Source organism: Acetomicrobium flavidum, assembly GCF_900129645.1.
Lineage (GTDB): Bacteria > Synergistota > Synergistia > Synergistales > Acetomicrobiaceae > Acetomicrobium > Acetomicrobium flavidum.
On record NZ_FSQZ01000001.1, the window covers coordinates 1989463 to 2015682 of the forward strand.

The following is a 26220-nucleotide window of genomic DNA, read 5'->3' on the forward strand; positions in this document are numbered from 1 at the left end:
TTTTATTTGATCTATAACGGCGTTGAAATAGAAGACACTTACGCTGAGGCCTTTTCCATGTGGGGAAGCCGAATCGTCGTCACGGCGGATACACGGGAGTGGGTCATGACTGCAGCCGCCTCCGCCACGGGGTTTGCCACTTCCGTGATAGGCTGCGGATGCGAGGCCGGCGTAGAATCCGAGCTCGACGAGTCTCAAACCCCCGACGGCAGGCCAGGGGCAAGCATCCTCATCTTCGGCGTTTCAAGGTCCGGCCTGGAATCTCAGCTCATCTCAAGGGTTGGGCAATCCATAATGACGTGTCCTACCACGGCCTGCTATAACGGCTTAGATGACGGAGAGCAGGTAGACGTGGGCGGAAAGCTTAAGTTCTTCGGGGATTCATATCAGACAAGCAAGATGCTCGGCAATAGGCGATTTTGGAGGATACCCGTCATGGACGGGGAATTTCTGGTGGAGCAGAAGTTTTGCATAAAAAAGGGCGTCGGCGGGGGAAACTTGCTGATCATTTCAAAGGACGTCAAAAGCGGCCTCGAGGCTGCCCAAAGGGCGGTAGGCGCAATGAAAAAGGTCCCTGGCGCCATAATGCCATTTCCCGGCGGGGTCGTTCGAAGCGGAAGCAAGGTCGGCTCAACCTACCGCTTTCTCAGCGCCTCTACCAACACCCCCTATTGTCCCACGCTGAAAAGGCTAGTTAAGACGTCGCTACCCGAGGAGGCCAACGCAGTGTACGAGATAGTCATAGACGGCTTAGACGAGCGCTCCGTCAGGGACGCCATGGGACGCGGGCTTTTGGCTGCTTGTTCCTGCGATATTTTGTCGGTGACGGCGGGAAACTACGGCGGAAACCTGGGACAGTACAAGTTTCACCTGCTTGAAATTTTAAAGAACATGTGATGGGTGGTCGATCATGAAAAGCTTAAGGTTTTTGAGGAAAGTATCTATAAGGGTCCGCATGTGCCTGTTTTTGGCGACAATGCTGGCCCTTGAGTGCGCGGTCGGGTTCATGCACTATAATGCAGTAAAGTCATTTGACGTCCCGATGATGCTTTTGGCCCTGTGCGTTCTCGTCACGCTTATCGGGGGGCTTGCCGTGACGGCATCCATCACCGCTCCCATAAACGAATTTCGGGCTTTCATGAAAAAGCTAAAGGAGACGTTGGACTTTACGCTTGAATACGATGTATGGTCCGACGACGAGATGGCCGAGGTCGGAAAGGTCACCTACCAATTTTTGGATCACGTACAGGAGCTGATCGGCTTCATATCAAAATCATCGGCCGAGGTGGAAGGCCTCTCAAAGACCGTGCTTTCCATGGCCAACAAGGACGACAGCGTGGCCGGCCGGTTGCTTGACGAAATCACCGAGCTGTCGAAGATGATGGAAAGGTTTGCCTCCGACATGAGCTCCCTTAACGCGGGCGTTCAGGAGGTGGCTTCGGGAAATCAGATCGCAGCGGCAAGGACCATGGACATCGCCAAGGAGATAGCGGATGCGTCCAAGTCCGCCGAAGAGGGCTTAGCGGTCATAGGCCAGATGAGCGAGAGGATAAACAAGGCAGCTGAGGAATCCCTTCAAAGCATCGCTACCGTAAACGAGCTGGCGCAAAAGATCGAGGACATCAATCAGCTTTTGGAGAACATCTCGAGAATAGCCACGAGGACGAACATGCTGGCCTTGAACGCCGGCATCGAGGCAGCCAGGGCCGGAGCCGGCGGCAAGGGATTTGCCGTGGTGGCCGAGGAGATAAGGAAATTGGCTTATGAATCAAGCGACGTCGCAAGCAACGTATCCCGCCAAATGGGAGATATGTCTCTGAAGCTTCAAAGCGTGATAAATTCGGTAAGGGCCGGCTCAAGCACCTCCGCCGACGCAAACCAAAGGGCTAAGGCGACGATGGAGACGATAAGCGCCATCCTTGAAAATCTCAAAAAGGTGTCATCGGCCGCAAACGACCTGTCGGCAGTTTCCGAGGAACAGGCTGCGTCATCGGAGGAGATATCGGCCACCCTGCAAAGCATTTCGACCGAGGTGGAGAGGATAAAGGGCTTCGTAATCGAGGCAGAAAAGGCCATGTCGCAGCTTGCCGACTCGGCGTCGGATTTAAGCGACAGGGCAAGAAATATGGAGGAACTGGCATTGTCCCTTAAGAACTTAGTAGGCAGGTTCAAGCTGTGGCAGGGGGATAAATTGCAAAACGTATAGCACAAAACATCGGGGTGAAGCTCATGCAAAGTTGTGCCTTATGTACCTTGGCAAGGACCGTTTCAGTTAGCAATGGCGTTACCTTGAGTTTAAAGACGGCCGGCACGATCCCGATAGAAGTCGACGGGATATTGCCCGAGACGGTGCTAGGCCTAAGCGTCAATGAAATTTGCGCTTTAAAGATACACGCGGGAAAAGACGTCGTGGAGCTTGGCGAGGTCTTTGACGTCACCGTGAACGGCAACGAGGCACTCATCTTTGAAGGCGACCTAAGGCACGTAAAACACATAGGCGAAAACATGACCTGGGGGCTTGTGGTAGTCAACGGAGACGCGGGCATGCATCTGGCCCAGCACATGAAGGGCGGCACGCTGGTCGTAAACGGCAACCTTGAGCCGCGCTGCTGCTGTGAGATGTCGGGCGGCACAGTGATCGTAAACGGCAACGCCAAGGCGATGCTCGGCTCTCCTCTTCCCGGAAACAACAAGGGAATGAGGGGAGGGCTTATCGCCGTGTTCGGCTCTGTGGGAAGCAGGGCGGGGGAGGGCATGAGAAGGGGCCTTATAGCCGTTTCCGGCGACGTAGGAGACTTTGCAGGGGCAAACATGATAGCGGGGACCATGGTCGTGTTCGGCAAGATGGGGCTTAACGCCGGCGGAGGCATGAAGAGGGGAAGCATCGTATCCTTGGGCGGCACCGAAAGGGTCCTTCCAACGTTTCTTTATAGCTGCCTTTACACGCCCGTTTATTTAAAGCTTTATCTTAAATTTTTGAGCGATCTGGGCTTTGCCGTCACAAAGGAAATGTTAAACGGGCCTTACAGGAGGTATGCAGGCGACATGTCTGCACTTGGGAAAGGGGAGATATTGATCCTTGATAAACCTTAACGAATCGGCCTTTAAGCGCGTCAAAGAAATGATCGACAGGTCTGACGAAGTGGGCGTATCCGCATTTAAGGCAGGCTGCGGGGCTACCATCGTGGACGCAGGCATAAATTCAAACGGTTCCTATGAGGCGGGCAGGCTTTTTGCTGAGGCCTGCCTGGGGGGATTGGGAAGCGTGAGCTTTGCCGTTGACCTTGAGCTTTCCGCCCCATCCGTCGTCGTAAAGGTCGCCAATCCTTCCGTTGCCTGCCTGGCTTCGCAGTACGCCGGTTGGGCGCTCAAGGGCGAGGGCTTTTATGCCTTGGGCTCCGGCCCTGCAAGGTCGCTTTACGGCAATGAACCCCTTTATGCAACGCTTGGTTACAGGGAAAGGTCGTCCGTGGCGGTTCTTGCCATTGAATCTTCCAAATTTCCCCCAGACAGCCTGCTTGAGACGGTAGCAGCCTGCTGCAAGGTGGATATTAGCAACCTTTACGTGCTGATAGCGCCCACCAACTCTCTGGCAGGCAGCATACAGATAGTATCAAGGGTCGTTGAAACCGCACTGCACAAGCTCTTTGAGCTGGGCTACGACGTCTCTAAGGTCTTGCACGGGTTTGGCACATGCCCCATTCCTCCCTTGCCGGAGGATTTCATGACGGCCATGGGCTGGACCAACGACGCGGTCTTATACGGGGGAAAGGTATGGATCACCCTGCGTGACGAGGTTGCCGTCGACTCGCTTGTCGAAAAGCTTCCCTCCTCGTCGTCGAGCGATTACGGCCTGCCCTTTTTGGACCTCTTTAAAAGATACAACTACGACTTCTATCAGGTAGACCCGATGCTTTTTAGCCCCGCCGTCGTGACGATTAACAACCTGGCGACCGGCCACCTTTCTTCTGTGGGAAGGGAAAACGTGGAGCTTCTTAGGCGAGAATGGTTTAGATGAAAGCGACCATCCTTGGAGCCGCAAACGCCTGGCACGTCGAGGTCTTAATCAAAGCCTTCGCGGAACGAAACGTCAGCGTAAACGTGCTGCGCACGAGGGACCTCAAGGCTTTAATAAACGACGATCTCATTTCCGTCAACGAAGCAGACCTTGGAGACGTTATTTTAGTCCGCTCCCTACCCGGCGGGTCGCTTGAGCAGGTGATTTTTCGCGTCGACCTGCTTCACGTGCTTGAGGAGGTCAAGGGAGCCAAGGTGATCAACTCGCCTGACGCCTTGGAAAAGACGGTGGATAAGATGTACGCCACCGCCTTGCTTTCAAAGGCCGGCTTAAAGGTCCCTGAAACATGCGTCACCGAAAGGTACGACGACGCCATGGCAGCCTTCGCGGAGCTTGGCGGAGACGTCGTGGTAAAGCCGGTGTTTGGCTCGGAAGGACGCGGCATGACCAGGGTTAGCGACCCCGAAACGGCACACAGGGTGTTCGTGGCGCTGAATCAATATAGATACGTATATTACCTTCAGAGGTTCATACCTCACGGAAACAGGGACATAAGGACCTTTGTGGTAAACGGCAGCGTCATAGCCGCCATGGAAAGGCTATCCTACGACTGGAGGTGCAACGTGGCCTTAGGTGCTCAAGCTAGCTTGCTAGTCCCTGACGAAAATCTGATCGACTTGAGCTTGAAGGCTGCCGACGCCGTTGGGGCCTTTTACGCGGGAGTCGACATACTGCCGTCAGAGGAAGGAGAGCTTTACCTGCTTGAGGTAAACGGCATCCCCGGCTGGAGGGGATTGCAGCAGGTGGCAAAGCCGGATATCGCTTCGACGATCGTAGAGGCACTGCTTGGGTTAAATCCATGATGTACGATACCAAAGAGATCACCTGGGCAGCTCAACTTGCTTGCATATTTGAGGTGTGCGCCAAAAAGCCCGGCAACGTCCACGTAGAAGGGGCTTTTAGCGACTCAAACCCCTTTGATTTTTTTGCCGGGGCGGTAGCCATGGGCACTTCGTTTCAGCGACTAGACGAGCTTTCCGTGGGCGAGCTCGTCCTTTGTTGTATTAAAGACAAGTCGAAGCTTACCTCAACGAACGTAAACTTGGGCATTTTGCTTCTTTTGGCGCCGCTTTGCAAGGCTGCCCGAAGCTGTGAGGCTGACGGAAGTTTCGATGCCATTAGAAGCTCGCTTGAAGACGTCTTAGACAACTTGACGGAAGGGGACGCTGACTGCGTGTACGAGGCCATCAGGCTGTCAGGCGCAGGAGGCATGGGCAAGGTAGAGCGGTACGACGTCTCGCAGGCTCACGCCGGCATCCCCTTAAAGCAAGCCATGGCAGAAGCAGCACATCGCGATTCGATCGCCAGGGAGTACGTGACGAACTTTTCCGTAACCTTTGAGATATCCCTACCTGCCATATGGGAAGCGCTAAATAAAGGATTATCCATGCGCGACGCCATAGTCCAGGCCTTTTTGACGATACTGTCTGAGGTGGCCGACACCTTGATCGCAAGGAAGCTTGGCATCACGGAGGCGGCAAAGGTCTCAAAAAGGGCAGCTGAAGTCCTAAAAACGGGTGGACTTTACAGCGCAACCGGCAAGGCAGCTGTGCGCAAATTTGACCTTTACCTCAGACGCGTCGGCAACAAGAGAAACCCGGGCACGACGGCAGACCTCACCGTTTCGGGGCTTTTTTTGTACCTGCTCGACTGCATCCATAAAGGCGCCTTGCCTTCGCTGATCAAGAGATGGTGACGTCGGTCTCATGGGAGGTTTCGTCATGTCGGTTGGTTTCAGTGAAAAAAACATCTTTAAGTATTACGCAAAAGACAGATCATGGTCATTTGATGCGGACATCGTAGCCCACGAAAAGGATGTCTTTATAAACGTAGGTGGCCGTCCTTTTGCCACGTTAAGGGCCTCAGAAGGCGACATGAAAGAGCTTGCCGTTGGGCATATCTTTTCCTGTGGCCTTATAGCGCGTTATGGCGACGTGGCAAGCATGGACGTTTACGGCAACGCGGTAAACGTGATTTTAAAGGCCGCGCCCGGGCCTGATACCCTTAAAGCTTCATATATGGCGCCGAGTTGGAAGACGAGCGCAGATACGATATTTGAAGGCGTTAAACATCTCCAGGAAGCTTTTCTTTATCGAAAGACGGGCGCCTTTCATGCCGGCTTGCTCTTGCGCCGCGACGGCCTAAAGTATTTTTTGGTTGAAGACATCGGTAGGCACAACGTCGTCGAAAAGGTCATCGGCAGGGCGTTGATGCAGGACGTCGACATGGGCGAATGTATGCTTTTGATCTCCGGAAGGCTCATGTGCGAGCTTGTAAGCAAGGTGACGCTGGCAGGCATTCCCATTTTGGGCAGCGTATCGGCGACGACGTGTGAAGCTGCAGCCTTAGCCGAAGGTTGCGGTATGACCTTAATTGGCTTCATCCGCGAGGGGAGGATGAACGTCTACACCCACCCCGCCCGAATTGCTGAGTTTGACGAAACGCGAATAAACAACAACTAAATTTGTGTCAACCCCCGGTAGTGCATAAACCCCTGGGGATCGACACAAGCTAAAAGTAGCCATAAATTCGTCAACCATCGAATGTCTTTATCATATAAAAGTGATTTGACTATTACATCGGCATGTTTTATACTTACGTCAGCAATCATATATCAAAGGGTTTTTAGTCTTCCTATGAGGGATGGAAACAAACCTAATCAATGTTACCCAAGAACCTTGTGGTATGTTTTTAGTCTTCCTATGAGGGATGGAAACCTGGATGCCAAAGAATGATTTTACGGAAACCCTAGAATGGTTTTTAGTCTTCCTATGAGGGATGGAAACTAGGGTACTACTGCAAGGATTGCATATTCTTTGCAGAGTTTTTAGTCTTCCTATGAGGGATGGAAACGCGCCCATGGCCAACCCTAACCCCCCTGCCGCAACGAACGGGTTTTTAGTCTTCCTATGAGGGATGGAAACTCAACCCTCCAGTTCGCTATTATACACATACCTGTGGGTTTTTAGTCTTCCTATGAGGGATGGAAACCTGCATATGGCAAATATGGCCTTCCTCTGGTTTTCCGGTTTTTAGTCTTCCTATGAGGGATGGAAACGAAGACCACGGCAGTCAGACCTCGACTGCGTAAACGAGGGTTTTTAGTCTTCCTATGAGGGATGGAAACTTCTTTTCGTTTTTGTTATACTGCCAAAAGTTATTTGTTTTTAGTCTTCCTATGAGGGATGGAAACACGTAGATATAGGCGGTGGCATCTTCCCTGGTGAAAGTTTTTAGTCTTCCTATGAGGGATGGAAACTCCCAGAAGCCAGTATCTTCAAGCTTGTGCTCGAGTGTTTTTAGTCTTCCTATGAGGGATGGAAACATGAATTGCAGATCAAGCGCCGAAGGCAGAAGCTTGGGTTTTTAGTCTTCCTATGAGGGATGGAAACGTACGTACAGGCAATATTCTTCACTCAAGGCCGTAAACGTTTTTAGTCTTCCTATGAGGGATGGAAACGGGGGTAAGGTGGGTGTAAAATTTTTAAGAATTTGCGTTTTTAGTCTTCCTATGAGGGATGGAAACCTTCGAATAATATAACTTATCTCGCTCTGGCCGGCTCTTGTTTTTAGTCTTCCTATGAGGGATGGAAACATATAACTAGGGTAGGAACTATCCGAAGTTACGCCTGGTTTTTAGTCTTCCTATGAGGGATGGAAACTATGCTGTTTTCTTGTAAGTTTAGCCATGAAATATCACGTTTTTAGTCTTCCTATGAGGGATGGAAACGGCAGGTGATGACGATGAAATCACAGAATGCACAAACGTTTTTAGTCTTCCTATGAGGGATGGAAACTCTTATCTTTACCTATGTTCCCCTTAGACTGGGAGATGTTTTTAGTCTTCCTATGAGGGATGGAAACTGGATGATCTTGTAAAATTCACCGTACCAGGACGAGTTTTTAGTCTTCCTATGAGGGATGGAAACTCCGTTCGGCCCCGCGCCTTTCCATGTGCATTCCGCCGAGTTTTTAGTCTTCCTATGAGGGATGGAAACACGGCACGGCCATGCTTTTTTCCCTCGACATGGCGCCCGTTTTTAGTCTTCCTATGAGGGATGGAAACAAACTGCGATGTAAATTCCATCCCAGTTCATGACCCTGTTTTTAGTCTTCCTATGAGGGATGGAAACACGCCAAGTCATACGTCCTGAGCGTTCCACTGACCAGTTTTTAGTCTTCCTATGAGGGATGGAAACGCGTAAACAACCGCAAGCCTGTCGACTATGCAGTTTTTGTTTTTAGTCTTCCTATGAGGGATGGAAACTTTGTCATCGAGCAGATGATCGAATCGGAGACAAAAAGGTTTTTAGTCTTCCTATGAGGGATGGAAACACGAACTCGCCCGTGAGTTTATATGGGCGGTGCGTCGTTTTTAGTCTTCCTATGAGGGATGGAAACACCCTACCTTTAATAAGATTCAATTCCTCTAAAGATGGTTTTTAGTCTTCCTATGAGGGATGGAAACGTTTCAAAAAATTCGTAATCGTTAGCTTCAAACATTTGTTTTTAGTCTTCCTATGAGGGATGGAAACCTAAAGATGTTAAAGCTTCCTTTAATAAGGAAAGGTGTTTTTAGTCTTCCTATGAGGGATGGAAACCATCCAATCTCCTTTTCAACATAAAAACCAGCCTCCTCGTTTTTAGTCTTCCTATGAGGGATGGAAACTTGTTCATTCTCGTGTGTCTACAGTATTCCGCCCAGTTTTTAGTCTTCCTATGAGGGATAAAAGCCAAAGGTGCTTCTACGCTATTCGGTTATGTTGGCCAGGTTTCGGATTTCTAAAAAAAATAAGCTGCCGAAGAAATGTGACTTTCTCCGGCAGCTTATTTTGTTGTTATTGTGGCTTTAATTTCTATTTGTTATTTCCTCAAACCTTCCGTATCCGTAATTTGTCTTTGCTCCTATGCCTGCTTTGCAAAGCATCTGCTTTAGTTGTTTTTCTAATTCTCCAAAAACTGTGTCAGGTAACTCGCTTTTCGTACGGTCTTTCAAGATCGTAAATCTGAAAGTTCCGGCACAGACCGTAACGTATGTTACGGGAACGGGATTGTACCAGTCGTTTGGCGGATGGTCAGAGTTCATGTAATACGGCTGAAAATGGCTGTTTATTATATCTACGCCAAATTTCAAGTCGCTTATGGGTATGGCGTCCAAAAATATCAGGCAACCCTTTATATTTTCTGATTCCCCATTTTCGCCCCCCTTTATGTCCTCACCAAAAAGCTCTTTGAAATATTCAACTAAATGGTTATTGCTTTTAAGATAATGCGCCAGACAGCCCTTTATTGCACTATTGGGTATTACTGGTATGCCATAGTTTCTTGAAAAGGTCATGCCGACTTCAAGGGCCGATGGGTTGCCCGAACCGACGAGCAGCTTGCCTTTGAGTCTAAAATTTAAATCACAGACCTTGCTCATTTTGGATCCTAGATTATTAATTAAATAATCTAATTTATTGCACAATATACTAAATGGATTTCGATCGCCCTCTTTTGTCATTCTTTGCAGTTTACTGTTTAAGTGTTTGGCTAATTCTAGAGCAAGGTTTCTTTCATCCCTGTTGTGATTTTCAAAAACCCTCCTGTTGTTTGGCTCCAAAAAGAAATACTTATCCCAGTAAAGGCCAAGATTGAGGCTGTCGGGCAGGTGATCAAAGGGGTAGGTCATTTTTTATCACCGCCAAAGTATATCTCGGCGTAGCGTTTAAGCCAGCTTGCGCCGTCGATGGCAGCTAGCTGGGCGTTTAGGTATTCGGCGGCGGTCAGAGATTTGTTTGTCATTGATTCGCTAAATATCCGGGCGCTGAAATCTTTCATATCGGCCTTTAAACCTATAAGCTCATCTAAATGCTTTATAGCCTCGTCGAAACCTTTTTTCTTCAAAAAAAGCAGCGTTGCCGCGATGCCGTTTCCAATGATCATGCTGCCAAGCCCTCTTACGGTCCTTAGGTAATCTTCCCTGCGCTTTTCTTCAACGCTTTTGACCATGGCCATTGCCTTATAAGCCATCTCGAGGTTTTTATGTATCACTGTTTGTCACCTTCCCGGCCAAAAAGGGTTACCCAAACCATGCCCTTGCCTACCGTCTCTTTACCTCCTATGTTTATCAGTTGCCCATCAATCGCATCGTTTAATTTACCAAGTATGCCTTCATTGGCATATACAGTCGGCCTTGCAACGAAATACATGGCTGTGTCCTGCGGAAGATACTCTTCATACCAAAGCGCTCTTTCTTCGGTTGTGCCGCTTTCGCTCAGCCTTATCCTTGGGACGACTTCCGTCATGGTCGCTACTATCTGCGAAAACAGGTTATCGCTTACGATGACCACGTCTTCTGTAAGCTTATTTTGAAGATACTCGATGGGGGCACACTTCGATATGGATTTAAATATGTCGGCCATAATTTCTTTTTCGTTTTGATTTTTCAGGGAGTCAAGGGCAATTTCTTCCAGCCATACCTTTTCATTTCTTGAAACATTGCCCAGGCAGAAGGCCTTTTCGTCGCTCAGTTGGGGGAGCAATTTGTTGAGCCGGTTTAATTTTTCTTTATAATAGCAGCTGCCCGAATCAGGTGTGTCGCTGCTGCTTGTGTTTTTTGAATCCAAAGCGTCTAAAAACCTTGACATGACCAGAGGACAGGTAACCCATACGAACAGCTTATCAGGATTTCTTACGGGAAAAAGCAATATCTTCGCCTCGGAAAAGGCGACATTGCCGGGTTTGCTGTTGGCGCTGCCTTCAATCTCGCTCCCAAAAATCTCTTCTACCTGGTCTGAATGACTTATCCTGCAATACGACCGCAATGCTCCCTTAATGCCCTGAATGACCGGAAAGCGCGTCTTTCGTTCCCTTTGTATGGGAAGGTCGATACTGCCTATCTCCGGCCCGCTGCCAGCGTGTAGCTGTGTTTCTGCATATAGCAAATATACCGCTTTATCTTGCATAACCTTCATTCCTCCCCCCTAAAGCTTTCCCATTTCATGGAAATGAATCTTCCAAATCCGAAGTCCTTTAACTTACTGTTAAGCGATGATTCGTTACTCGGTATTCCTTTTAAATAGTAAACAGTCCCTGGGCCAGCTGCATGGTATATTGGCTTCGGTTTGCTATTAACCATATCCCAGCCGCTTACGGCCACTTTTTTGCTGCCGGCTATAGCGACTATTTCGGTCTGTCCTACTTTTCCGGATGCAGGTGCAATGCCCCCGTCAAGCAGGGCAGGGGTTATGAGCGATATTGCTGTATTTTCACCGGATGTCGAAAGGTCTAAGGCGGCAGTTTCAAGCTCTTTCATATAAACTTTTGCCCAACGCTGTTTAGATCCTAAAAATACGCCCTCTATGCGAACCTTGCAGATGAGATCAACAGTTTCTTCGTCCTCGGTGAGCATGAAGAACCCACCGCGGTTAAACCTATAAAAGGTCAGCGTATAAAGCAAATGCCTAGCTGCACGCTTTATCCCTTTTTCGATGCCTATTCCAAAACGGGATTCCACGGATATCTTGGGTTTAGATAGCTTGAAAGTCATGCCACAATGCAGGTTCTCAAGGTCTTTAAGCTCTATGTAGCTTTCATCCGCTTCCTCGGCACCTTCGAATTCCGGTATCCAGGGCAGACAGTTAAGATTTAGGTCGTCATCACATAAAAACTTTTTGTCCTGATTGTCCACTTTTATCAGAGGCATGGTCTTATATGTCAGTTCATTTCCAATTTTGACGCGATATATATTCTTGGGCGCTGGGAAATAATGCCTAAATGTGTTGCCATCTGGACTGTCGTATTCAAATATGAAGGGGCCAAAAAGTCTGAGCTTTCCGGCATTTTGCGCGTCTCCGATGATTTCTTGCTCTTCGGTGGTAAGTTGTGCCATCTTTCCATAAGGAAGTTTTATGCCCCAATTTTTCATGAGTGCAGTCCTGAGCGCCCCGTAAAAGGGGAAAGGCGACGGGAATCGGCTTTCTACGCGGTCGGAGGCGCTAAACCTGCGGTTTTCCTTGAAGGCCACCCAATCTTCCGGTTCGAAATAGATAGCCCACAGCTTCATCGCTCATCACCACGCTTCATAAGCCTTAATGTCAAAAGAAGATCTATTGGGGCCTTTAAAGCCGTCTCTATGTCAGGCATTTCCTTTATATCCTCGCTTGATATCTTCTTATGCTGCCTAAAGACAGCTCCAATAAAACGCTTTAAGTTTTCTTTGAGCTTTCCCAACTCTTCAGCTTTATCTTTTTCCTTGGCTTGTATGGATCTTGATATGACGTAATCTGTCAGTTTGTCGATATCCTCTTCGAAGAGGGGCAGATCCGGACACAGTAGTTTGTAAATGCTTCTGTGGGATATGTTTAGGTCAGTCATACCTTTGATGATATCAACCGCAACTTGCGCCGTATCGTTCACGTCATCGTAGCCCCATTTGGATCCGACCGTCACCATCTGGCCTGATCGCCTCATCAGCTTAATGGCAAAGGCGTTGCGCCCCAGCACTTCCTTTGCATGTTTTTCCGCTTCTTTGGCAAGTTTTACGGCAAACTGCAGGGGGGATTTGTAGTGTGCTACAGCTATCCCCGCGCTCATCGTGGCGCTTGAACCCATTAGGGGAGCGATGGGTTTGCCTTTTGTCCAGAGGGCTTCCTGGTCCGTGTGGTACGTTTTATTGCCGTATTTGATCTCAATCTTTTCATTTCCTGAGTAAAGCTTTCTTATTTTGTTGGCACACTCCAAAGCGTTTACGGCAGGCAGCAAGGCCATAACATCGTCTCCGCCACAGTAAACCAGCATGCCGTCGTATTCCGATATGACAGCTTCAACGAGGGAGGAAAAGACCGACAGAGTACGTGAAAGGCCCCTGTGGTACGATGGCTGAACGGGCTTTAATTTCGAAATGACGTCCCAAATCTTATTTAAGTCTCTGCTGGCCTTGAAAGCATCCCTTACCTTTGAATGGGTAAAGACGTCAAGGTTTGGCGCCTTGTCACCGCTGACCCATTCACCCATCCTATCTCCGTCCATAAGCAGTATGGCAATGTAGTCGTTTTTGTCTGATCCGTTTTTATGGGCCACGTCTAGAGTCGATTCGTAGCGTATTTCCTTTGACAATACCGTGGCAAGCACTCTTTTTACCGAATTTAACGCGCCGAGCATATCCCTTTTTTCGTCGCCTTGTTCGTCTTTTTCCATGAAAATCGTGCATGCCTTTACGTTGCCCCCAAAATCGTCAGCCTGACTGATTCCGGAAAGGCTGGAGTCATCGCAGAAGGGTTTAAAACGCCTAATTTTTTTTACGGCGGCGAGCTTGGACGTAAGTATCCGGTAACTGTAACGGTAATAGGTGCCTTTATTAGGCTTGTAACCGCCTAGTTTGCCAATATCGTCTAAGACCTTTTGATATTCTTCTGCTCCCGAGCCGGTGAAGAATTTTTTGACTTCATCTACTGCATTCTTTGGGTCAAGCAGCGGATAGCTTACGGCCGATATGTTGGGAAAGATCTCCGCTTGGTGGGGAAAGGAATCTTTATTAAAATCAGCGACATATTGCACTCTGCCTGACCCTTGGCCTGCCCGATCCTTTTGTCGGATGATTTCACTGCAGGCGTCATTGCAGATTTCCATCCAGGAAGACGTCACGGCTTCTTTGCATTCACTTAAAATTACATCCACATTCCCTGTAGGAACGACGGCGACGAATATGTTTGGCAGTGAAGCCACTTTGTCGCTCATAGGCGGCAAGGTGCAAAAATTTCCCATTTTGACGCCCAAGCATTTTTCCAATGTGTCCTTCACGAAAGGTATGCCTCTAAGATAGGGGTAAATTATGGCATCAAAGCCGTAGTTAAGCCCGACTTTTTCGATTGCCTTGTAAATTAGATAAGAAAGCAGATAGCTTCCGGCCCAAAGGTCCCTCGTTTTTCTGGCCTGCGCTATCAACTCCTGAACGGGGCCTATGGCCACTGCTATTAGCGACGCTTCAACATAGTTGCCCTTTACGCATGGCGTTAAGGCTGCAGTGGTGTCAAGATGATCTATGATAGAGTGGTTAGGAATGCGGCTGTCTGCCGGGATGAACTGCGCCATGTCTGTCAAATAGGGTAAGTTCCACCATACGGCGTGATATGTTTTCTCGTAGTCGATCCCGTCAGTGCCTTTGTTTTGGTCGATCAGATCTGAAACAAGATCGACGTAATCAGCATTTGCGTTGTTTAATTTGCTTTTTATGTCGTCTGAAAGCTTTTTGCTGGAAAAAGGATGTATTATCTCGATTTCATCAGGAGCTATTCTTATTTGTTCTCCTGCTTTTTTGTAGGGGTTTTCGAAGGGCAGAGGGAGCCTGTCCATGCTGCTTGCTATGGGGTCTTCCGGACCACGGCTGTATTCTATGTTCAGCTTGGCAGCAATCTTTTGAGCCTTGTCTTCGTGATTCTTTACATCCAAGACCTTTCCAAGAGGATCATGGAAGAGGGCCGACAGTTTGGCCTTCCAAAATTCCCGTTTATCGTCCGTCTGATTGTCGGTCATCGAGGATCACCTCCCCCCTTGGGAAATTTTTTCTAAAATTTCTTTGAGCTTTTTAAAATCTTCGTAGGCAGTAATGGTAAAATCTTCGTTAATTGAACATTGCGTGCTTTTGTTTTCGGATTGATTTGAGTTATTTGGACCTGAATGATTGTCAAAACTTACTTCCCTTTCAAGAATAATCCCGTCATCCAATCTTTTATTGGTCATTTGGCTTGGCAGGATAAGAAAGACGGGAAACCATTTGTCATTTCGCCTGTGAATGGATACAAATAGGGGAGAGGCTTTTCTTCCCGTTTCATCGTCGGCAAGGCCGGCCAGAGAAGAGTAGATAGTAATCTTAAGTTTGTTAAAATCTTTAATTTTGGTTTTCTTAGGTTTCAAGTTGTAGTATTGCAGGGGCAAGCCAAGGATAGTTGGGGGAATTTTTACCTTTTCTTTTTCTTTTTGTCCTTCCAGTGCGGATATCAGATCATTGATACAATCACGTGACTCGCATTTGCGCAGCTCTTGTTTTGCCTGAGGATATAACCCTTTGTGGTCTTTAGTGGTTTTATACAGTCTTTCAAAAAGAAATTTTGTACTTTGACAACTTAAATTGTGGGGAACGTAGATAATATTATCCGTAAAGTTGGGAAACTCAGGTACATCGTTAAATTTAGTTTGTTCTAAAATAAAACTGCTATCTTTGTGTCTTTCATTATATGTTTCAGCAAATTTACTTATTGAATTTGCAACTTCGTTGATAAATTTTTTAACGCAAGCCTCATCGCTATTTTTGGCACAGAAAAACGAATCCCTGGAAAATGTTGCTTCTTGCGAGCCATCGTCGCCTGTTATTTTTATTATCTCGAACTCGCCAAATCCCTTTCTGGTCTTTGCGCCAAAGCCCGAAAAGACTGAGACGAGCTTTAGCAACCCCTGTAAAATAGGCCAAACACTTTCATCTTTTATGAAAAATGTGATATTAAGCGTAGAATTAGCCGGTAAAAAGCTGTACATGTGCTCATTTTCAGAGCTTGAGTCGTATAATCCGTAAAGGGCATAATTTACATTTTCAAATCTGAATTTTTTGGGTCGTGAATTTGTGGATTCAGCATTTTTATCAAAAGTACCAAAAATGTTCGAGAAAAACTTACATTTCTTATCTTCTTTGTTAAAAAACCCAATCGGCTTACCGCGATCATTCCATTCCACCGTTAGCCCGAAAGGTGCCTTAACATCCTGGGAGCCGAAAATCAGCGATTCAATAAGTTTTAAGCCGTCGTAATTTTTGTCATTGCCTTTTTGATTGTAGCGCTTTGAATCCATTTTTTCGTCTTTGTCGTCCTTGGTTGTTTTAAGCTTATGTACATCGATTACAAGAGGAGCAACAGCCCTAAACCAAAACCTCAATACGCCCTTGACGCTTTGCGGTCGCAATTCAAAGGGGTATACAGATGCGTTGGCATTTTTATCATAAATCGGCTCTTCTGCTCCGCGGGAAAACATCGGTGTTACCACTTTACACGTCACGATCTTTTGAGACAAACGCGATCACCACCTAAATTTGCATTTACATGCGAACATACTTTTACCACTCTTAATGGCATCAAACTTTAGGAAGCTTCAATACCTCGCCAATAACATAGGGATTTTCATCCTGTTCTTTGCGGGAACGTCTGTCTACTGCTATGACATGTTTTGTTGGAATTCCAAGATGTCTGAGTTCTTCTCCGATCCTTTCGGCGATATAGCCTAGTAAAGATGTACCACCCGTCAGGTTGATGGTAACTTCGTCGACCTCCTGCTCTTTTAAAAATGCGCTTATCTCGTCCAGCACTCGTTTGACTTCGCCGATTCCCTCAAAGGGGTCTTTTACCGTTACCACGCTGACATTTCCGCTAAAATCGGCCTTTTGGGTGATTTCTTTAACGTTATCTTTTAATTCCTCAGAGGTAAGCACGACAAGCGCGTCAGGTTTTCCGTGATTTAGTATCGTATAAAGAGCACCCTTTGCGTTGCCCATTGGGGAGATTACGGCTTTTTTCCGGGTGTCAAAGCAAAGTTGTTTTTTAAACTCCTCGATTGCCCGGTCTACATCTTGATCTGCTATTTCTTTAAGGCGCTTTTCTAGTTTGTCCATTCCCGGCGGATTGCTGTCGCTAAAACCAAAATGGGCCACATGGTTTCTTGCATCACGCAGTATATTATCTTCATTTGGCAATCTTATGGATTCGCGGTCTTTTCTGTCCAGCGGGTTTAATTTTACTCCTGCACATATATAAGAAAATAATTTTAAATTGATGCGATATTCCCTAGCCAGTCTGACGGCCATTCCGTAGTCTTGCGTTGCAATGTAAAACTTTATAAGCTGCCGTTCCGCCTCAAGTTCGTTTTTGTCGATTATCACTTCACTATTTTTTGTGTCCAGCTTTTCGTATTTTTCTATGATCTTTTTTATTAATGGTTCAAGCTCGGGGATGCATCTTTTGATCTCGTCGTGAACTTTGCTTGTTTTGTATGCCACATGGGCCATGAATCTATTTAAAGATTTCCGAATCATGCGTATGGATCCCAATCTAAGAGCTCGCGACAGTTCGCTTAATTCGCTATTAAGCTTAGAAAGTTCCAACGGAAGGTTCTTTTTGTCTGTAACGCCGCATGTATGACAATCTTTGTTTCTTTTTTCTACCAAATCGCCCAGCAATCCGCTAAATCCGTATTCCCTAAACTCCCTTGCGGCGAAAAGCCATTCGGCCATCCCTATGATGGACGTTAAATTAAGGCACTCCGTAGAAGATGTAGTATTGTTGTATTGTCCGTATACGACGGTTACGTCCGCGTTTTTAGCCTCTTTGGCATAAAGAGATATAACTACGGCCATGATCGGGATGGACCTAAACGAATGGGTAGTGTCTATAAAGACCTTTTCGCCGTATTCTATAACATCGAGCATTTTGGCAACTAGGTCCGGGGGATTTGCTTCGGGGTTGGCTGATATGGATACATGATCATATTGTATTTGATGTTCATCTAAATATGATTGTGCTGTTTTCCAGTTAGGGCTATTTTCCGATTCTTCGGTAAGAAAAAATATAATTTTTAGGTTTTCCTGCGATTTTATCCTGCGAAAGCATTCGGCAAGAGCAATGGGGAAAATGGGATACCCCATTTCAAAACTTCCCTTAGCACCTTTTTCGAAAACGTTATACTTAATGCTGATTTTGCTTGTGTTGTAACTACCGGTTCCAAGAAATGTCAGAATTTTAGCCAATCAACACATCGCCTCCTTATTACATTTCATGCTAATGTAAATAGATATATTTGAGCTGATATTTAAAGTATACTAAGATTACTTCGTTAGACATAGTATATTATACAAGCCAACGGAGGGTCAATATGCAAGTTATCGAAGTTGCATAATAAAATTTTCAAAGTAGATCTGGTTGCGCAATGTACCAAAAGCATAATTATGGCCAAGTCCCAATGACAAACTGTGTCGATCCCCGGTAGTGCATAAATCCCTGGGGATCGACACAAGCTAAAACCAGCCATAAATTCGTCAACCATCGAATGTCTTTATAGTACAAAAGTGATTTGACTATTACATCGGCATGTTTTATACTTGCATCAGCAATCACATATCAAACGAGTTTTTAGTCTTCCTATAAGGGATGGAAACACCATCCGTCCTTGTGCCTGCCATCGGCGTCGAATCCAGGTTTTTAGTCTTCCTATAAGGGATGGAAACAATGAACTGATAGAGGGGGGCAGTTTAGATGAGCGAAAGTTTTTAGTCTTCCTATAAGGGATGGAAACCTGCATTCGTTTTCATGCAACGGTTGATGCTCTTTTGGTTTTTAGTCTTCCTATAAGGGATGGAAACACATAAGGATTATCAACGTTCTTGACCCGTCAATAGTGTTTTTAGTCTTCCTATAAGGGATGGAAACTGCCGCCCGTACCTCCAAGCTCCGCCTTCGATTTCAAGTTTTTAGTCTTCCTATAAGGGATGGAAACTCTCCCTTGCGGCCCTAAGTGAAGGTAAGTCGTCTGGGTTTTTAGTCTTCCTATAAGGGATGGAAACTTGCATTTCTGAAAAACTCGGCAGTTTTTCTCTGAGTTTTTAGTCTTCCTATAAGGGATGGAAACACTCCGCAATTTATAGCGCTCATATTGGTATCCCTCGTTTTTAGTCTTCCTATAAGGGATGGAAACACGAATGGCGAAAACGAAGAGCCGAGGGAGGTGAGCAGTTTTTAGTCTTCCTATAAGGGATGGAAACATCTTAATGTCTCTTCAACAGGATACACCACTTCTAGTTTTTAGTCTTCCTATAAGGGATGGAAACCTGATGGCCCCTATTTTTTCCAGTTCCGCAAGCCATGTTTTTAGTCTTCCTATAAGGGATGGAAACCCCTTTCAAGCTCCGACAGGTCGGCACCGAATGAATGTTTTTAGTCTTCCTATAAGGGATGGAAACTCGGCATCACGAAGATAGCCTATGATCTCGACCATGTTTTTAGTCTTCCTATAAGGGATGGAAACTGATCTCGACCATCCTGTGATGCCGAATACAGTCCCCGGTTTTTAGTCTTCCTATAAGGGATGGAAACAAGAAAAAACAGGTAGGAACGGAAAGTGTAACTGCGTTTTTAGTCTTCCTATAAGGGATGGAAACAAAGTTGAGCCTCTCTCGATGCGTTAATAATGTCATGTTTTTAGTCTTCCTATAAGGGATGGAAACCGGCATAAACCCGAGGGGCGGGATATTTCTCACGAAGAGTTTTTAGTCTTCCTATAAGGGATGGAAACCCATGTAATATTTGGGATATGTTTTGCCTCCTGCAAGTTTTTAGTCTTCCTATAAGGGATGGAAACCAGCGGGCGTGTAAAGAAAGCAGGGCAGGCCCCAGGGTTTTTAGTCTTCCTATAAGGGATGGAAACCTGTCGCCATCTTTATGCCCTCCCTTTATGCTTTTAGTTTTTAGTCTTCCTATAAGGGATGAAAACGTATTTCAGCAATAACGGAAAAGCAAGAACTATTTAGTTTTTAGTCTTCCTATAAGGGATGGAAACTCGTCGGCATATACAATACCATTCATCCCGTCTTCAGTTTTTAGTCTTCCTATAAGGGATGGAAACTAGCTGGAGAGTTAGTTGACGTCGTAATTTTCCTTGGTTTTTAGTCTTCCTATAAGGGATGGAAACCTGTCGCCATCTTTATGCCCTCCCTTTATGCTTTTAGTTTTTAGTCTTCCTATAAGGGATGGAAACGTATTTCAGCAATAACGGAAAAGCAAGAACTATTTAGTTTTTAGTCTTCCTATAAGGGATGGAAACTCGTCGGCATATACAATACCATTCATCCCGTCTTCAGTTTTTAGTCTTCCTATAAGGGATGGAAACTAGCTGGAGAGTTAGTTGACGTCGTAATTTTCCTTGGTTTTTAGTCTTCCTATAAGGGATGGAAACCCGTCGCCATGCGCTCGGCGTGAAGCGGCACAGCGCGTTTTTAGTCTTCCTATAAGGGATGGAAACCATCGGGCCTGCGTAGGCAGTGCCGGCCACCGCATCAGTTTTTAGTCTTCCTATAAGGGATGGAAACCGATATCGGACCTTTTCGTAGCATTCCGACACGTCAGTTTTTAGTCTTCCTATAAGGGATGGAAACAGTTCTGCGCCTTCTTTCACAATGTCTTTTCTTTCTCGTTTTTAGTCTTCCTATAAGGGATGGAAACCATATTCAATAAACTCAAGCTCGTCTTCTCTTTTAACCCGTTTTTAGTCTTCCTATAAGGGATGGAAACGCAGTACAGGCTTGACAAGGCAGCCGTCCGTGATGCGCGTTTTTAGTCTTCCTATAAGGGATGGAAACGACAGGGAGATGATTATCCTGCGCCTGCCCGTCTCTGTTTTTAGTCTTCCTATAAGGGATGGAAACTGGGCAGCGAAGCCGTCAGGACTCCCGCAAGGCTCGGTTTTTAGTCTTCCTATAAGGGATGGAAACTCTTCCGGTGAAGGCAATGTAATTAATATGTCCGATGTGTTTTTAGTCTTCCTATAAGGGATGGAAACTGACGAGGAAGCGGGGCAGGACGTGATCCGCTTATAGTTTTTAGTCTTCCTATAAGGGATGGAAACAGGGTGATAGATATCCAGCCGGCGGAAGAGTAGGGCGGTTTTTAGTCTTCCTATAAGGGATGGAAACATGTAGGTTATCCTGTTGCCGTCCATGCTCACCCAGCGTTTTTAGTCTTCCTATAAGGGATGGAAACAGGATCTCAAGAGACTTATTCATGCACTCCGTGGCTTGTTTTTAGTCTTCCTATAAGGGATGGAAACAGAATATAAGCGATGACGAAGCGGAAATCGTCCTAGTTTTTAGTCTTCCTATAAGGGATGGAAACTCTTCACCTTTTACACCCTTCCTAACTTCAATCTTAGTTTTTAGTCTTCCTATAAGGGATGGAAACCAGCACTAATCATCTGTAATTGAACATCTACATGGGTTTTTAGTCTTCCTATAAGGGATGGAAACCTGATTGTAGTAAATTGTTCATCAGAACCTACCTTGGGTTTTTAGTCTTCCTATAAGGGATGGAAACAGTATAACGGTGCACAAATCCACACCGACCGTGAAAGGTTTTTAGTCTTCCTATAAGGGATGGAAACTCCTGGTTGGGCTGATGAAGATGAAGTGGAAGAGTCTGTTTTTAGTCTTCCTATAAGGGATGGAAACAATTCGTTCGGCTCTGTAATCATGAAAATATCTACCTTGTTTTTAGTCTTCCTATAAGGGATGGAAACAAAATCCGCCATGTTAAGTTCATGTATATCTTCATGTTTTTAGTCTTCCTATAAGGGATGGAAACATATCTTCCAAGAATACCCGCTGCCCGCACACGGGACGTTTTTAGTCTTCCTATAAGGGATGGAAACGAAGATTTCTGATCCAGCTCATTCAAACACCTACTTGTTTTTAGTCTTCCTATAAGGGATGGAAACCAAGGTCGGGATTTTTTAAGAGCTTTTCCGTCAAATTGTTTTTAGTCTTCCTATAAGGGATGGAAACTGTCTAATGGCCCTGCCATGCCCAACTTTCTCATTTGTTTTTAGTCTTCCTATAAGGGATGGAAACTTTGTCAAGCCCTCTATAAAAAGTTAGGTAAACCTGTTTTTAGTCTTCCTATAAGGGATGGAAACAAGTATTCAAACGTGGAACATCCATTCCTTCTTTAAACGTTTTTAGTCTTCCTATAAGGGATGGAAACTTGAACTCCTTAACATTTTAAATCTCTCCTTTCTTGTTTTTGCATTATGTTGATTTTGTACTCTATAAAAATTATTTAACAATCTATTATTTTTTGCCCTTCCTATGGCATCTCCAAAATTAAGGCACCACTTCTTTTGATTTTAAATCAGATAAACAAAGCAGCTGTTTTGTAAATGCAAAGTTGGGTTTGCCTATCTGTAAACAGTTGTTATAATATGTTTGAGCAAAAACTGTATCGAATACACAAAAGGCCATGGATAGAATTATCGTCACACCGGGTAGACAGCAGTATATTCGGCTGTGCACGTTTAATTCCGGCAAGGGTCGGCATTTGCCTGATGCGAATTTTTCTTTAAATAATATGCATGACAGCCGGGGAGGCAATGTTCGTGAAAAAGTTAGTTAAAAACGATTATGAGAATATGAGCTCGGATGCAGCTGCAATCGTGGCTGAGGCGATAAGGAAAAAACCGAATCTGGTTCTGGGCCTGGCTACCGGAGGCACACCCCTTGGGATGTATAAAGAGCTAATAAGGATGCACACAGAGGAAGGTCTGGATTTCTCTCAGGTTACAACCTTTAATTTGGACGAGTTTTGCGGGATATCACCCGACAACAAGCACAGCTACCGCTATTACATGTACCAGAATTTTTTTAACCACGTAAACGTAAAGCCCAAAAACATTTACATACCCGACGGAAAGGCAGAAGATATAGAAGAATTTTGCAGGGAATACGACAGAAAGATAGAGGAATTTGGCCCCATAGACATGCAAATCTTGGGCATAGGCAGAAACGGACACATAGGCTTCAACGAACCTGCCGACAGGCTAAAGGTCGACACTCATGTCGTAACGCTTGCCGAAGAAACGATTCGCGACAATGGCAGCTTTTTCGATGATCCCCTGGATATGCCGAAAAAGGCCATAACCATGGGGCTTGGGGCGATAATGAAGGCAAAAAAGATTCTTCTTCTTGCAAACGGAAGAAAGAAGGCCACCATAATGGCAAGCCTTTTAAAAGATAGGCATGTCACTACGAAACTGCCTGCCTCCTTTTTGTACCTTCATCCTGATGCCACGATAATTATGGATCGCGAAGCTGCAGGGGAAGCCCTCGAAAGGAAAACAGCAGGTTGATGTCATTAAAAAGCGCTGTTCATGCAATATCACTGAAGCTTTTGTTGCGCTTGCAAAATATAAAAGGGCACACATAGAATTTTATGGCACAAAATACTTTTAGAGCTTCCTGCAATGCATGGAAATGATCGCAGCAAAGTTGTGCTGCAACGTAGGGAATGGATATTAAAGTTTCTTGTAAAGATTGCTTGTTTTTAGATTTCAAAGGTTTTTCAGACAATTTCTGATAATACCTGCAATTGACGAAATCCCCTGATTTCGTGCTATCATCCACTTGATAATTCGTGCAAGAAGGGAGGTCTCGCCCATGATGGCTGCGTTTGGTCGCCAATGAGGCCCGCTGAGGATGCGGGTCCCGCATTCGTGCATCCGAAAGCCCTTTGATCCTTGCGTTCGTCCTTCGGGCTGCCAAATAGCGCACTGGGCGGGAATTCCTTGCCTCTCGTAACTGCCCGTGCCTAAAATTCAGCGTAAAAAATCCCCCTTTTCCCGAAGCGACGAAGCACTTAAACGCTGCGCCCAAGCGGATGCATCGATGCTGACAAGACAATTACTTTTAACTTCAAGAAAGGTGGGATTGATGTGTTTAAAGCTTTAAGTCGCGCGCTTACGTCGCGTAGCGGTCCGATCCTGACGGGCGTTGCAGTGGGTATACTTGCGCCGCTTTTGACCTTTTGGGGCAATCCCGGCAACATGGGAATCTGCGTAGCCTGCTTTACCCGTGACATCGCAGGGGCCTTAGGACTTCATCGGGCAGCAACGGTGCAGTACATACGACCCGAACTTGCCGGGTTCATATTGGGTTCCTTCATTTCTTCCTTGATATACGGGGAGTACAAGCCTCGGACGGGGTCTTCGCCGATCGTTCGCTTCTTCCTGGGATTTTTTGCCATGATCGGGGCGTTGGTGTTTTTGGGATGCCCATGGAGGGCATACATTCGCCTGAGCGCGGGAGATTTAAATGCCATACCGGGCATCGTGGGGCTTGCCATAGGGATCGTTATTGGCATAGCGTTTCTGTGGCACGGCTTCAGCCTAGGGCGTAATTACCCGGCTAAAAAGGCGTTAGGCTACATAATGCCTGTCGTTGCCGTGACGCTCCTCGTCTTCGTGCTGCTTCGGCCAAGCTTTGGCCCGGAAGGGACGTCCGCCGTCTTTTTTTCCAAGGAAGGCCCCGGTTCCATGGCAGCACCTGTTGCTCTCTCGCTTCTCGTAGGCCTTCTTGTCGGGTTTTTGGCCCAGCGGAGCAGATTTTGTACGGTAGGGGCTCTGCGTGACCTCATAATGTTCAAGGATTTTCACCTCTTTAACGGGATTATAGCCTTCATCGTCGCTGCTTTCATCACCAACGTGCTTCTCGGCCAGTTCAAGCTCGGCTTTGAAGGACAGCCCATAGCCCACACGAACACCCTGTGGAATGCCATGGGAATGGTGCTTTCGGGCCTCGCCTTTACCCTTGCGGGGGGCTGTCCCGGGAGGCAGTTCATAATGAGCGGAGAAGGAGACGGCGATGCGGCTACATTTATCCTTGGAATGCTTTTCGGTGCTGCTACGGCGCATAACTTCAGCCTGGCCAGCTCGCCAGCAGGCCCCGGCATGTACGGACCGGCAGCGACCATCGTCGGCATCGTGTTCTGCCTTTTTGTGGGCTTTTTGATGAAAGAGAAAATTTAAAACGCAGAAGAGGTGAATGAAATGGCTGAAACGGTAGAGGTCGATGCCAGAGGGCTTTCCTGCCCGCAGCCGGTCATCGAGACGAAAAAGGCCATAGAAAAGACAAGCAGCGGCGAAATTCACGTATTGGTTGACACGATGACATCGGTCATGAACGTGAGCAGGTTCGCCAAAAACCAAGGTTGGAAGGTCAATTACGAGGAATTGCCCGAGGGAGGATTTAAGATCGTATTAAGAAGGTAGCGTTTCGCCCGTTGCCGGCTTGGAGGTTGTCCTTCAAGCCGGCTAACTTTATAATTGATCTTGGTAGCTGTCGAATGCACATTGCAAAGGAGGGTTATGGCCATGGAAAGGACCATATCGGGCGTGACGATCGAATGCGTAAAGGGAGACATAGCAAGTCAACATGACATGACCGCCGTCGTCAACGCCGCCAATGCATGGCTTAAGCCCGGCGGGGGAGTGGCGGGAGCGATACATCGGGCTGCCGGCCCAGGCCTTGAGGAGGAATGTCGCCCTCTTGCACCCATAAAACCGGGTCAGGCGGTCATCACGGGAGGTCACAACTTGCCGAATAGATACGTCATCCACTGTCTGGGCCCGCGGTGGGGCATAGATAAACCCGAGGATAAACTGCTGGCAGATTGCTATAGAAATGCACTCAAGCTTGCCGATGAACACAAAATAGACTCCATAGCCTTTCCTGCCATATCCACGGGCATCTTCGGATATCCCGTGGAGGAAGCTGCCAAGGTGGCCTTAAAGACGATCAAGGAAGTCATCCCCACGCTCAAACACGTAAAGAAAATTCGATTTGTACTTCACAGCGACAGAGATCTCAGAGTTCATGATAAGGTTCTAGAAAGTTTAGAAAGTTTAATGTAACTTATTTGTTTTGCAATTATGCCCAAAATGAAGGTGAATTATATAGAATACACTTGACGGAGAGGGGATACTACGATCCCAAGGTTTCAGATGACAAGATAAAATATAAGCCTGGCAGGGCAATATCAAAGCACGAATTTTATTTTTAGTCAGAAATATATATTGACTTCGGATCTACGACATATATAGTCAACTGGGATGGGGCTTTACAGCCTTAAGATAAAAAAGATAAAATATATGAAAATTTACATTAACTATCACATATAGTAGTAAATATATCATGCATAGTATTGCATTGTACAATACTCCCCTCATAGAGATTATGGATCATAGAACAATAAAGCATATTGACTATGATCGCACCGTATAATCATCTCTTTATTATTGTGATATGGTATATTATATTGATAAATTGATAAGATGATATTGCTATATTATATTAATCTTTTTGATAATAGAGTAGCAAAGAAGCGACATTAGGTTATACATCAAATCAAGCATGGAGGGGATTTCATGAAATCAATACGCACCAAGATCTTGGTTTACGTGCTTTCTGTTGTAATAGCATCATTTGTGGCTATCGGGATAATTTCATACCTTGAAGTTTCTAAAAATGTAAGGGGTGTAACCCTAGACCTTACAGGCCAGATTAGCAAGGCTGTGGCAGGGCAGCT

Annotated in this window: 18 protein-coding genes and 2 CRISPR repeat arrays; of the genes, 11 read left to right on the plus strand and 7 right to left on the minus strand. The window is 46.2% G+C overall.

Annotation, left to right across the window (positions count from 1 at the left end):
• Positions 1-6: 6 nt before the first annotated feature.
• The 7 genes from fhcD to BUQ78_RS09855 are packed head-to-tail and all read left to right on the plus strand — an operon-like array spanning position 7 to position 6540.
• The gene (gene fhcD / locus BUQ78_RS09825) at positions 7-897 is read left to right on the plus strand and encodes a formylmethanofuran--tetrahydromethanopterin N-formyltransferase (RefSeq protein ID WP_074200100.1); all 891 of its coding nucleotides are present in this window, start codon (positions 7-9) and stop codon (positions 895-897) included.
• Between the two features lie 13 nt (positions 898-910).
• Positions 911-2206, plus strand: a complete 1296-nt coding sequence (locus BUQ78_RS09830; protein WP_074200101.1) for a methyl-accepting chemotaxis protein — start codon at positions 911-913, stop codon at positions 2204-2206.
• Between the two features lie 23 nt (positions 2207-2229).
• Complete coding sequence (locus BUQ78_RS09835) at positions 2230-3093, plus strand: formylmethanofuran dehydrogenase subunit C (protein ID WP_074200237.1); 864 nt, start codon at positions 2230-2232, stop codon at positions 3091-3093.
• Positions 3080-4018 carry a methenyltetrahydromethanopterin cyclohydrolase gene (gene mch / locus BUQ78_RS09840; protein WP_074200102.1) on the plus strand — a complete coding sequence of 313 codons (939 nt, stop codon included), beginning with the start codon at positions 3080-3082 and terminating at the stop codon, positions 4016-4018. The genes BUQ78_RS09835 and mch overlap by 14 nt, the downstream gene beginning before the upstream one ends.
• Positions 4015-4881: an ATP-grasp domain-containing protein gene (locus BUQ78_RS09845; RefSeq protein WP_074200103.1), complete on the plus strand. Its 867-nt coding sequence runs from the start codon at positions 4015-4017 to the stop codon at positions 4879-4881. The genes mch and BUQ78_RS09845 overlap by 4 nt, the downstream gene beginning before the upstream one ends.
• A complete protein-coding gene (locus tag BUQ78_RS09850) occupies positions 4881-5774 on the plus strand; it encodes a triphosphoribosyl-dephospho-CoA synthase (RefSeq protein WP_318259631.1) in 894 nt (297 codons plus the stop codon). Before BUQ78_RS09845 ends, BUQ78_RS09850 begins: the two co-directional genes overlap by 1 nt.
• 25 nt (positions 5775-5799) lie before the next feature.
• Positions 5800-6540, plus strand: coding sequence for a formate dehydrogenase accessory sulfurtransferase FdhD (locus tag BUQ78_RS09855; RefSeq protein WP_074200105.1), 741 nt, complete (start codon positions 5800-5802; stop codon positions 6538-6540).
• A 159-nt stretch (positions 6541-6699) separates the two neighbouring features.
• Positions 6700-8812: direct repeats of the CRISPR family, unit length 30 nt; unit sequence GTTTTTAGTCTTCCTATGAGGGATGGAAAC.
• 115 nt (positions 8813-8927) lie between these two features.
• Here BUQ78_RS09855 and cmr6 read toward each other — a convergent pair.
• The 7 genes from cmr6 to BUQ78_RS09890 all read right to left on the minus strand — a co-directional run bounded on the left by cmr6 (position 8928) and on the right by BUQ78_RS09890 (position 17846).
• The gene (cmr6, locus tag BUQ78_RS09860) at positions 8928-9680 is read right to left on the minus strand and encodes a type III-B CRISPR module RAMP protein Cmr6 (RefSeq protein ID WP_159432102.1); all 753 of its coding nucleotides are present in this window, start codon (positions 9678-9680) and stop codon (positions 8928-8930) included.
• 65 nt (positions 9681-9745) lie between these two features.
• Entirely contained in the window at positions 9746-10111 is a 366-nt protein-coding gene (gene cmr5, locus BUQ78_RS09865) for a type III-B CRISPR module-associated protein Cmr5 (protein ID WP_014806984.1), read from the minus strand.
• Entirely contained in the window at positions 10108-11025 is a 918-nt protein-coding gene (cmr4, locus tag BUQ78_RS09870; protein ID WP_014806983.1) for a type III-B CRISPR module RAMP protein Cmr4, read from the minus strand. The genes cmr5 and cmr4 overlap by 4 nt, the downstream gene beginning before the upstream one ends.
• Positions 11026-11030: 5 nt before the next feature.
• Positions 11031-12125 carry a type III-B CRISPR module-associated protein Cmr3 gene (gene cmr3 / locus BUQ78_RS09875; protein WP_074200106.1) on the minus strand — a complete coding sequence of 365 codons (1095 nt, stop codon included), beginning with the start codon at positions 12123-12125 and terminating at the stop codon, positions 11031-11033.
• Positions 12122-14593, minus strand: a complete 2472-nt coding sequence (gene cas10 / locus BUQ78_RS09880; protein WP_074200107.1) for a type III-B CRISPR-associated protein Cas10/Cmr2 — start codon at positions 14591-14593, stop codon at positions 12122-12124. Before cas10 ends, cmr3 begins: the two co-directional genes overlap by 4 nt.
• A gap of 6 nt (positions 14594-14599) precedes the next feature.
• Positions 14600-16120 carry a type III-B CRISPR module RAMP protein Cmr1 gene (gene cmr1, locus BUQ78_RS09885; protein WP_143228377.1) on the minus strand — a complete coding sequence of 507 codons (1521 nt, stop codon included), beginning with the start codon at positions 16118-16120 and terminating at the stop codon, positions 14600-14602.
• Between the two features lie 61 nt (positions 16121-16181).
• Positions 16182-17846 carry a CRISPR-associated DxTHG motif protein gene (locus tag BUQ78_RS09890; protein WP_084532359.1) on the minus strand — a complete coding sequence of 555 codons (1665 nt, stop codon included), beginning with the start codon at positions 17844-17846 and terminating at the stop codon, positions 16182-16184.
• Positions 17847-18224: 378 nt separating this feature from the next.
• Positions 18225-21846: a CRISPR direct-repeat array (repeat unit 30 nt; unit sequence GTTTTTAGTCTTCCTATAAGGGATGGAAAC).
• Positions 21847-22231: 385 nt separating this feature from the next.
• On the opposite strand from BUQ78_RS09890, the gene nagB reads away from it, so the two are divergent.
• From nagB to BUQ78_RS09910, 4 genes are all read left to right on the plus strand, one after another.
• Complete coding sequence (gene nagB / locus BUQ78_RS09895) at positions 22232-22987, plus strand: glucosamine-6-phosphate deaminase (RefSeq protein ID WP_318259633.1); 756 nt, start codon at positions 22232-22234, stop codon at positions 22985-22987.
• Between the two features lie 582 nt (positions 22988-23569).
• Positions 23570-24661, plus strand: coding sequence for a YedE family putative selenium transporter (gene yedE / locus BUQ78_RS09900; RefSeq protein ID WP_074200110.1), 1092 nt, complete (start codon positions 23570-23572; stop codon positions 24659-24661).
• A 21-nt stretch (positions 24662-24682) separates the two neighbouring features.
• Positions 24683-24904, plus strand: a complete 222-nt coding sequence (locus BUQ78_RS09905; RefSeq protein ID WP_074200111.1) for a sulfurtransferase TusA family protein — start codon at positions 24683-24685, stop codon at positions 24902-24904.
• Positions 24905-25006: 102 nt separating this feature from the next.
• The gene (locus tag BUQ78_RS09910) at positions 25007-25546 is read left to right on the plus strand and encodes a macro domain-containing protein (RefSeq protein WP_074200112.1); all 540 of its coding nucleotides are present in this window, start codon (positions 25007-25009) and stop codon (positions 25544-25546) included.
• The last annotated feature ends 674 nt before the right edge of the window (positions 25547-26220 follow it).

Bases quoted from the DNA above. Each gene is read 5' to 3' on its own strand.
- BUQ78_RS09830 (WP_074200101.1), top strand. From the start codon at position 911: ATGAAAAGCTTAAGGTTTTTGAGGAAAGTATCTATAAGGGTCCGCATG.
- BUQ78_RS09835 (WP_074200237.1), top strand. From the start codon at position 2,230: ATGCAAAGTTGTGCCTTATGTACCTTGGCAAGGACCGTTTCAGTTAGC.
- BUQ78_RS09845 (WP_074200103.1), top strand. From the start codon at position 4,015: ATGAAAGCGACCATCCTTGGAGCCGCAAACGCCTGGCACGTCGAGGTC.
- BUQ78_RS09850 (WP_318259631.1), top strand. From the start codon at position 4,881: ATGTACGATACCAAAGAGATCACCTGGGCAGCTCAACTTGCTTGCATA.
- BUQ78_RS09855 (WP_074200105.1), top strand. From the start codon at position 5,800: ATGTCGGTTGGTTTCAGTGAAAAAAACATCTTTAAGTATTACGCAAAA.
- cmr4 (WP_014806983.1), bottom strand. From the start codon at position 11,025: ATGCAAGATAAAGCGGTATATTTGCTATATGCAGAAACACAGCTACAC.
- cmr3 (WP_074200106.1), bottom strand. From the start codon at position 12,125: ATGAAGCTGTGGGCTATCTATTTCGAACCGGAAGATTGGGTGGCCTTC.
- cas10 (WP_074200107.1), bottom strand. From the start codon at position 14,593: ATGACCGACAATCAGACGGACGATAAACGGGAATTTTGGAAGGCCAAA.
- nagB (WP_318259633.1), top strand. From the start codon at position 22,232: ATGTTCGTGAAAAAGTTAGTTAAAAACGATTATGAGAATATGAGCTCG.
- BUQ78_RS09905 (WP_074200111.1), top strand. From the start codon at position 24,683: ATGGCTGAAACGGTAGAGGTCGATGCCAGAGGGCTTTCCTGCCCGCAG.
- BUQ78_RS09910 (WP_074200112.1), top strand. From the start codon at position 25,007: ATGGAAAGGACCATATCGGGCGTGACGATCGAATGCGTAAAGGGAGAC.